This window comes from Rathayibacter sp. AY1C9, from assembly GCF_002932315.1.
GTDB lineage: Bacteria > Actinomycetota > Actinomycetes > Actinomycetales > Microbacteriaceae > Rathayibacter.
This window is the reverse complement of record NZ_PSVZ01000046.1, coordinates 1-7793: the sequence shown is the minus strand read 5'-3', so window position 1 is coordinate 7793 and position 7793 is coordinate 1. Positions and strand designations below refer to the sequence as shown.

The window sequence follows — 7793 nt, the reverse complement described above, 5'->3', positions numbered from 1 at the left end:
GCGAAGGGCCCGCGGGTCTGCTCGTCGACGAAGGAGTGCGGGGCGTCGAGCGCGGTGACGGTGCTGGTCAGCCGGAGCGGGACGCCGAAGTGCCGGGCGCTCCAGGTCACGTGCTCGCCCAGGCCGATCAGCCCGGTGGTCGTCCCGGAGACCGCGCGCTCGCGAGCGCCGGCCTGCGAGGCGGTGTGCAGGTCGATGTCGCGCGCCCGGTCGAACATCTCGGCGGCCGGGCGGGCGGAGCGGGTCACGACCTGGAGGAGCACGGTGTCGATCCTGCCCGCCGCGCCCGCAGCCGGCCACGGACGCGCCGGTCCGCCCGCCTCACCAGCTCGTCACCACGGTCCGCGTGATCACCCACCCCTCGTCGCGGCGGACGAGGCGGCTCGTCAGCTGGAGCCGCCAGGTCGCGTGCAGGCGGCCGATGGTCGCCTCGGTGATGGTGCGGGAGGTGAGCACCGGGTGCGCGGCGCCGCCCGAGAGGGCGCTCTCGACGTGGTCGATCTCGTGGTACTCCTTGCGCGCCTCGTCGATGTCGGCGAGCCACTCCTCCCGCGACTGCACCAGGCCGGTCGGGTGCTCGATCACGAAGCGCTCGTCGAGCAGCGCCTCGAGCGCGGGCAGGTCCACCAGCTCCAGCGCGTCGAAGAGGGCGGCGTGCACCGCGGTCGGGCCGTCGTCCTCCAGCTCGTCGCCCCTGCCGGCGGTCCCGTCGCCGCTCATGCCGGCGGTCCCGTCGTCGCGCGGCGGACGAGCTGCGTCGGCAGCTGCACGTGCAGCGAGCGCGGCTCGCGCCCGGCCATCAGGGCGATCAGCATCTCGGCGGCGGTCGCTCCGAGCGTCTGCATCGGCTGGCGGACGGTGGTCAGCGGCGGATCGAAGCGCGCGGCCTCGGGCACGTCGTCGAAGCCGATCACCGACAGGTCGTGGGGCACGGCGAGGCCCAGGTGCGCGGCGGTCTCGATGATCGCCAGCGCCGAGACGTCGTTGGCGGCGAAGACCGCGGTCGGGCGGTCGGGCAGCGACAGGAGCGAGGAGGCGGGCCGCCGGGCGGTGTCGCGGTGGTAGTTGCCCACCCGCAGCAGGCGCTCGTCGAAGGCGATGCCGGCCTCCGCCAGCGCCGCCCGGTAGCCGGCCTCGCGCAGCCGCGCCGAGCGCAGGTCGCCGCGGCCCGCGACGAAGCCGATGCGGCGGTGCCCGAGGGCGACGAGGTGGCGGGTGGCGAGCAGGGCGCCGCCGAAGTTGTCAGACTCGACGGTCGGCAGGTCGGCGCGGCCGGTGTGCGGATCCACAGCGACGAGCGGGATGTCGGAGGGCGCGCTCACCACGCTCGGCGTGACCATGATCGCCCCGTCGATGAGGGTGCCGCTGAGCCGGCTGAGCGAGCGCCGCTCCCAGCCCTCCTGCTCGCCCTCGTGGGAGCCGGAGTAGGCGAGCAGGTCGAACCTCGACTCCGCCAGCACCGACCCCACGCCCTTCAGGATCTCGGCGCTGAACGGCTCGAACCCCGCGACGAGCACGCCGATCACGCCCGTGCGCCGGGAGCGCATGCTGCTCGCGACGAGGCTCGACTCGTAGCCGAGCTCGCGCACGACCTCGAGCACGCGGGTGGCGGTGGAGGGGGCGATGCCGTAGCGGCCGTTCACGGCCTTGGACACCGTCGCCACCGAGACGCCGGCGGCAGCGGCGACGTCGTGGATGGTCGGTCGGGTGGTCATGTGGCCGACTGTAACCCGTGCTTCGAAAACCATTTCGAAAACGTTTGACCACTTTCGCAAGCACTGCGGACACTGACTCCACCCGCGAAGGCGGGAACCCCCCACGGCGCCGGTGCACCAGGCGGCGCCCTCGATGAAGAGAACGGTTGGACGATGAAGTTCAGGAAGATCGCAGTGGCGACAGCAGCCCTGCTCGGCACGGTCGCGGCCCTCACCGGCTGCTCGGCCCAGGACTCGGGATCGAGCGACGGCACCGTCGCGATGACCCTCTGGCAGAACTCGACCACGGGCCCCGGCCAGGAGTTCTGGGACAAGACGATCGCGGACTTCGAGGCAGCGAACCCCGGAGTGACCATCGAGTCGCAGGCCATCCAGAACGAGGATCTCGACGGCAAGCTCCAGACGGCGCTCAACTCGGGCGACGCCCCCGACGTCTTCCTCCAGCGCGGAGGCGGCAAGCTCGCCGCCATGGTCGCGGGCGGACAGCTGAAGGACCTCACCGGCGGCATCTCGGACCAGGCGCGCAGCGAGATCCCCGAGGGCTCGTTCTCGGCGAACACGCTCGACGACAAGGTCTGGGCGATGCCGGTCGCCGTCCTCCCGGGCGGCCTGTTCTACAGCCAGGACCTCTTCACGGCGGCGGGCGTCACCGAGACGCCGAAGACCATCGACGAGCTCGACTCGGCGATCACGAAGATCAAGGGCAGCGGAGCCCAGGCCGTCGCGCTCGGCGCGAAGGACGCCTGGCCCGCCGCGCACTGGTACTACTTCTTCGCGCTCCGCGAGTGCAGCGCCGACACCATGGCCGAGGCGGCCGACACCAAGGACTTCTCGGACGACTGCTGGGTCCGCGCGGGCGAGGACCTGCAGGACTTCTCGGCCACCGAGCCGTTCAACGAGGGCTTCCTCACCACCGCCGCCCAGCAGGGCGCGGGCAGCTCGGCCGGACTCCTCGCCAACCACCAGGCGTCGATGGAGCTCATGGGCGCGTGGAACCCCGGCGTGATCGCCTCCCTCACCCCCGACGAGAAGCCGCTGCCCGACCTGGGCTGGTTCCCGTTCCCCGAGATCGACGGCGGCGACGGCGAGGCCGGCGCGATCATGGGCGGTGTCGACGGCTACTCCTGCTCCGCGGGCGCTCCCGACGAGTGCGTCGACTTCCTCAACTACCTGGCCACCTCCGACGTGCAGAAGGAGTACTACGCGGCCTTCAACGCGCCCCCGGTGAACACCGTGGCGCAGGAGGCGGTCACCGAGCCGTACCTGCAGCAGATCCTCGAGGCCTACAACTCGGCCCCGTACGTCTCGCAGTGGCTCGACACCGTCTACGGCCTCAACGTCGGCAACGCGCTGAACGTCGGAGTCGTCGACCTGCTGGCCGGCAAGAGCGACCCCGAGCAGCTGGTCGAGGCCGTCAACGCCGCCGCGGCGAAGGCCTAGCCACCATGGCACTCCGCGAGAGCCCGCTCCTCGGAGTGGATGAGCCCCGCGGGACCGCGCGCACCGGAGGCGTCACCTCGACGCCTCCGGTGCGCCGGCGCCGCCGCAGCGTGGGCTGGGCGGGGCGCTTCGAGATCGCGCTCCTGGTCGGCCCGGCGCTGATCGTCTTCCTCGCCTTCGTGATCTTCCCTGTCGTGATGGCGGCCTACTACGGCTTCTTCAGCTGGCAGGGCTACGGAGTGCCGACGGACTTCGTCGGCTTCCGCAACTACCTGACGATCCTGCAGGACCCCACCTTCCACGACGCCCTCGCGCACAACGGCATCATCGTGGTGCTCTCGCTCGTGCTCCAGGGGCCGGTCGCGATCCTCCTGGCGCTGCTGCTGAACCGCAAGCTGCGCGGGCAGTCGATCATCCGCGTCCTGATCTTCGTGCCGTACGTGATCTCGGAGGTCGTCGTCGGCACCGGCTGGAGCCTGATGCTCCAGACCAGCGGCGCGGTCAACGGCCTGCTCGAGAAGGTCGGCCTCGGCGCGCTGAAGCAGGACTGGCTCTCGGATCCGGCGATCGCGATCTGGACGCTGATGCTGATCATCACGTGGAAGTACATCGGCTTCGCCGTGATCCTCTTCCTCGCGGGTCTGCAGGGCATCCCCGAGGAGCTGTCCGAGGCCGCGGCCATCGACGGCGCCTCCTACTGGCAGGTGCAGCGGCGGATCACCCTGCCCCTGCTCGCGCCGACCCTGCGGATCTGGGCGTTCCTGTCGATCATCGGCGCACTGCAGCTGTTCGACCTCGTCTACATCATCTGGGGCCAGTACGTGTCCTCGACCGCGGGCACCTCGACCATGGCGATCTACCTGGTCACCAACGGCCGCAATGCCGGCAACTACGGGTACGGGAACGCCGTCGCGGTGGTCCTGTTCCTGATCTCGCTCGTGGTGGCGCTGCTCTACCAGCGCTTCGTGCTCCGGCGCGACACGGCGGGCGCACTGACGGGAGACAAGCGATGACCGGCACGACGATGACGGCCCCGCCGATCACTCCGGAGACCCCTCGGCCTCTCGCGGTGAAGCGGCGCCGGCAGCCCCTGGGCCGCGGCACCACGATCGCCTACGTCGTGGCGATCGTCGTGATCGCGCTGATGCTCGCCCCGGTGGCGTACATCATCCTCGGCGGCTTCCGCACGAACGCGCAGATCACCACCGACCCGGCGGGCCTGCCCTCGCCGTGGAACGTGCAGAACTACCTCGACGTGATCACCGGCGGAGTCTTCTGGCAGGAGGTCGGCAACTCCACCATCGCCGGCCTCGCGACGACGCTCGGCGTGGTCGTGCTCGGCCTGATGGCGAGCTACGTCCTGGCCCGCTACGACTTCACCGGACGCGGCGTGTTCTACGCGCTCTTCGCCGCCGGCCTGATGTTCCCGATGACCGTGGCGATCACTCCTCTCTACCTGGTGATCAAGAGCCTCGGCCTGATGAACTCGCTCGCCGGAGTGGTGCTGCCGCAGATCGCGTTCGGCCTGCCGACGACGATCATCATCCTGGTGCCGTTCCTCCGCGCGATCCCGGACGAGATCCAGGAGGCGGCCTTCATCGACGGCTGCAGCCGGATCGGCTTCTTCTTCCGGATGGTCGTGCGCCTGGCGATGCCCGGCGTGATCACCACGGGGATCCTCGCGTTCATCGCGAGCTGGAACAGCTACCTGCTGCCCCTGTTCATCCTCAACAACGAGTCCACCTTCACGCTCCCGCTCGGAGTCCAGGCGTTCTCGTCGCAGTACTCGGTCGACACGGCGAAGGTGCTCGCCTTCGTGTCGCTGTCGATGATCCCGGCGCTGATCTTCTTCAGCGTCTTCGAGCGCCGCATCGTCGGCGGGCTGACGGGGGCGGTGAAGGGATGAGCGGATCGCTCCGCCCGTCCGCCGCGTCCCCCGTCCCGTCCGCGCCCGTCGCCCCACCCGCAGAGAGGGTCGCACCGTGACCGCACCGCACGCACCAGAGGACCCCCAGGCCCCGTCCGCCCGCACCACCGAGCTGCTGGGCCGGATGACGCTGGAGGAGAAGCTCTCCCAGCTGGTCGGCTACTGGGTCGACCAGGGCGGCGAGGTCGTCGCCCCGCTCGCCGGCGAGATGGCCACCTCGACCGGGTACGCCGAGGCGACCCGCGAGGGGATCGGCCAGCTGACCCGCGTCTACGGCACGCGCCCCGTCGATCCGCTCGAGCGCGCTCAGTGGCTGTGGGCGGAGCAGCGCCGGCTCGTCGAGGAGACGCGGCTGGGCATCCCGGCGATCGTCCACGAGGAGTGCCTGACCGGGCTCGCCGCGTGGCAGGCCGCGACGTTCCCGACTCCGCTCGCCTGGGGAGCCTCGTTCGACCCGGAGCTCGTCGCCGAGCTCGGCGCCGTGATCGGCGGCTCGATGCGCGAGCTCGGGATCCACCAGGGTCTGGCGCCCGTGCTCGACGTGATCCGCGACCCCCGCTGGGGCCGGGTCGACGAGTGCATCGCCGAGGACCCGTACGTCGTCGGCACGATCGGCACCGCGTACGTGCAGGGGCTGCAGTCCACCGGCGTCGACGCGACGCTGAAGCACTTCATCGGCTACTCCGCCTCCCGCGGCGGCCGCAACCACGCGCCGGTGCACGCCGGACCGCGCGAGATCGCGGACGTGCTGCTGCCGCCGTTCGAGATGGCGATCCGCGACGGGGGCGCCCGCTCGGTGATGAACTCCTACGCCGAGATCGACGGGGACCCGGTCGGAGCGACGCCCGCCTACCTCACGGGCGTGCTGCGCGAGCGCTGGGGCTTCGACGGCGTGGTCGTCGCCGACTACTTCTCGGTCGCGTTCCTCCACCTCATGCACGCGGTCGCCGCCGACCTGGGCGAGGCGGCCGAGCTGGCGCTCGCCGCGGGGATCGACGTGGAGCTGCCCACGGGCGACGCGTTCCTCGTTCCGCTGGCCGCGCGCATCCGGGCCGGGGAGGCCGACGAGGCGCTCGTCGACCGGGCCGTGCTGCGGGTGCTCGCGCAGAAGGAGCGGCTCGGCCTGCTCGACGCGCGCTTCGACGACGCCCCCGAGTCGATCGACCTCGACTCGCCGGCCCACCGCGACATCGCCCGCCGCCTGGCCGAGGAGTCGGTGGTGCTGCTCGCGAACGACGGCGTCCTGCCGCTCGCCGCGCCGCGCCGCCTCGCGCTGATCGGTCCCAACGCCGACAGCGCGCCCGCGCTCATGGGCTGCTACTCCTTCGCCAACCACGTGCTGGCGCACCACCCGGGCGTGCCGCTGGGCTTCGAGATCCCGACGGTCGCGGACGCGCTGGCCGACGAGTTCGGCTCGGCCGAGCTGCTGCTCGCCGAGGGCTGCTCGGTCGAGGGGGACGACGCCTCCGGGATCGCCGAGGCGGTCCGGGCGGCCGCCGACTCCGACGTGGCGATCGTGGTCGTCGGCGACCGGGCGGGTCTGTTCGGCCGCGGCACGGTCGGCGAGGGCAACGACGTCGAGAGCCTCGAGCTCCCGGGCCGCCAGCGCGAGCTGGTCGAGGCCGTCGTGGCGACGGGGACCCCGGTCGTGCTCGTGCTGCTGACCGGCCGCCCCTACGCCGTGGGCTGGGCGCTCGACGGGCCGTCGGCTCCCGCCGCCGTGCTGCAGGCGTTCTTCCCGGGGGAGGAGGGCGCCGGCGCGATCGCGGGCGTCGTCTCGGGACGGGTCGACCCCTCCGGCCACCTGCCGGTCTCGCTGCCGCGCTCCGCCGGAGCGCAGCCGTTCTCGTACCTGCACCCGATCCTCGGCGGGCCGTCGGACGTGACCTCCGCCGACAGCACGCCGGTGCGGCCGTTCGGCCACGGCCTCTCGTACACGGCCTTCGCCCGGACGGAGCTGGCGGTCGACGAGTCCGCCCCGACGGACGGCTCCTTCACGGCGACCGTGCGCGTGCGCAACACGGGCGAGCGGGCGGGCACCGACCTGGTGCAGCTGTACGCCCGCGACGTGTTCGCGAGCGTGACCCGGCCGGTGGCGCAGCTGCTCGGCTACGCGCGGGTCGCGCTCGAGCCCGGCGAGGAGGCGGAGGTCCGCTTCGAGGTCCCGGCCGCGCGCCTGGCCTTCACCGGACGCGAGGGCGTGCGGATCGTCGAGCCCGGCCGCGTCGAGCTGTGGGTGGGCCCGGACTGCGCGACCCGCGAGACGGAGGCGGCGCTCGAGCTGGTCGGCGCGGCCGCCGCTGTCGACGCCTCCTCGCAGCGCCTCGTCGGCACTCGGGTCCAGCGGGCGGGAGCGGGCGTCCCGGCCTGACCCCGTGGACAACGCTGGAAGGATCGCTCCGGCGGGCCGTGGATCCGCGGATCCCGGTGCCCGCGGGGCGATCCTTCCTGCGGTCTGGGCACGGCGCGGCTCCGGCACCGCTCTGGCGCGGCTCGGGCGGGCGCGGCAGGCTGGGGGGATGAGCGACGACGCGAAGCAGACCCTCCTCCGCTACCTGCAGGAGGGGCGCGACGCCCTGCTGCAGAAGCTCGACGGGCTCGACGAGTACGACGTGCGGCGGCCGCTGGTCTCGACGGGCACGAACCTCCTCGGCCTGGTGAAGCACGTGGCGGGCACCGAGGCGGGCTACCTCGGCGCCGTGTTCGGGCGG

The 7793-nt window shown here is 72.3% G+C and carries 7 protein-coding genes and 1 pseudogene; 5 read left to right on the top strand and 3 right to left on the bottom strand.

Features of this window, described 5'->3' with window-relative positions; genetic code table 11:
* The 3 genes and pseudogenes from C5D09_RS17645 to C5D09_RS16690 all read right to left on the bottom strand — a co-directional run.
* Positions 1-263 (bottom strand): annotated as a pseudogene (locus C5D09_RS17645) (cyclase); the annotation flags it as partial.
* Positions 264-321: 58 nt separating this feature from the next.
* Positions 322-720, bottom strand: coding sequence for a nuclear transport factor 2 family protein (locus C5D09_RS16695; RefSeq protein ID WP_104234103.1), 399 nt, complete (start codon positions 718-720; stop codon positions 322-324).
* Positions 717-1715, bottom strand: coding sequence for a LacI family DNA-binding transcriptional regulator (locus tag C5D09_RS16690; RefSeq protein WP_104224902.1), 999 nt, complete (start codon positions 1713-1715; stop codon positions 717-719). Before C5D09_RS16690 ends, C5D09_RS16695 begins: the two co-directional genes overlap by 4 nt.
* A gap of 153 nt (positions 1716-1868) precedes the next feature.
* Here C5D09_RS16690 and C5D09_RS16685 point away from each other — a divergent pair, with 153 nt between their 5' ends.
* The 5 genes from C5D09_RS16685 to C5D09_RS16665 all read left to right on the top strand — a co-directional run.
* Positions 1869-3155: an ABC transporter substrate-binding protein gene (locus tag C5D09_RS16685; RefSeq protein ID WP_104269817.1), complete on the top strand. Its 1287-nt coding sequence runs from the start codon at positions 1869-1871 to the stop codon at positions 3153-3155.
* A 5-nt stretch (positions 3156-3160) separates the two neighbouring features.
* Positions 3161-4168, top strand: coding sequence for a carbohydrate ABC transporter permease (locus C5D09_RS16680; protein ID WP_104226347.1), 1008 nt, complete (start codon positions 3161-3163; stop codon positions 4166-4168).
* On the top strand, positions 4165-5061 hold the full coding sequence (locus tag C5D09_RS16675) for a carbohydrate ABC transporter permease (RefSeq protein ID WP_104224899.1): 897 nt from the start codon (positions 4165-4167) through the stop codon (positions 5059-5061). The genes C5D09_RS16680 and C5D09_RS16675 overlap by 4 nt, the downstream gene beginning before the upstream one ends.
* Before the next feature lie 145 nt (positions 5062-5206).
* On the top strand, positions 5207-7453 hold the full coding sequence (locus C5D09_RS16670; RefSeq protein ID WP_104248072.1) for a glycoside hydrolase family 3 N-terminal domain-containing protein: 2247 nt from the start codon (positions 5207-5209) through the stop codon (positions 7451-7453).
* A gap of 148 nt (positions 7454-7601) precedes the next feature.
* A partial coding sequence (locus tag C5D09_RS16665) for a DUF664 domain-containing protein (protein ID WP_146085669.1) occupies positions 7602-7793 on the top strand: 192 nt, incomplete at its 3' end.

What these genes read in the sequence shown, in the direction of transcription:
- C5D09_RS16685 (WP_104269817.1), top strand. Translation starts at nt 1,869, where the DNA reads ATGAAGTTCAGGAAGATCGCAGTGGCGACAGCAGCCCTGCTCGGCACG.
- C5D09_RS16675 (WP_104224899.1), top strand. Translation starts at nt 4,165, where the DNA reads ATGACCGGCACGACGATGACGGCCCCGCCGATCACTCCGGAGACCCCT.
- C5D09_RS16670 (WP_104248072.1), top strand. Translation starts at nt 5,207, where the DNA reads ATGACGCTGGAGGAGAAGCTCTCCCAGCTGGTCGGCTACTGGGTCGAC.
- C5D09_RS16695 (WP_104234103.1), bottom strand. Translation starts at nt 720, where the DNA reads ATGAGCGGCGACGGGACCGCCGGCAGGGGCGACGAGCTGGAGGACGAC.
- C5D09_RS16690 (WP_104224902.1), bottom strand. Translation starts at nt 1,715, where the DNA reads ATGACCACCCGACCGACCATCCACGACGTCGCCGCTGCCGCCGGCGTC.
- C5D09_RS16680 (WP_104226347.1), top strand. Translation starts at nt 3,161, where the DNA reads ATGGCACTCCGCGAGAGCCCGCTCCTCGGAGTGGATGAGCCCCGCGGG.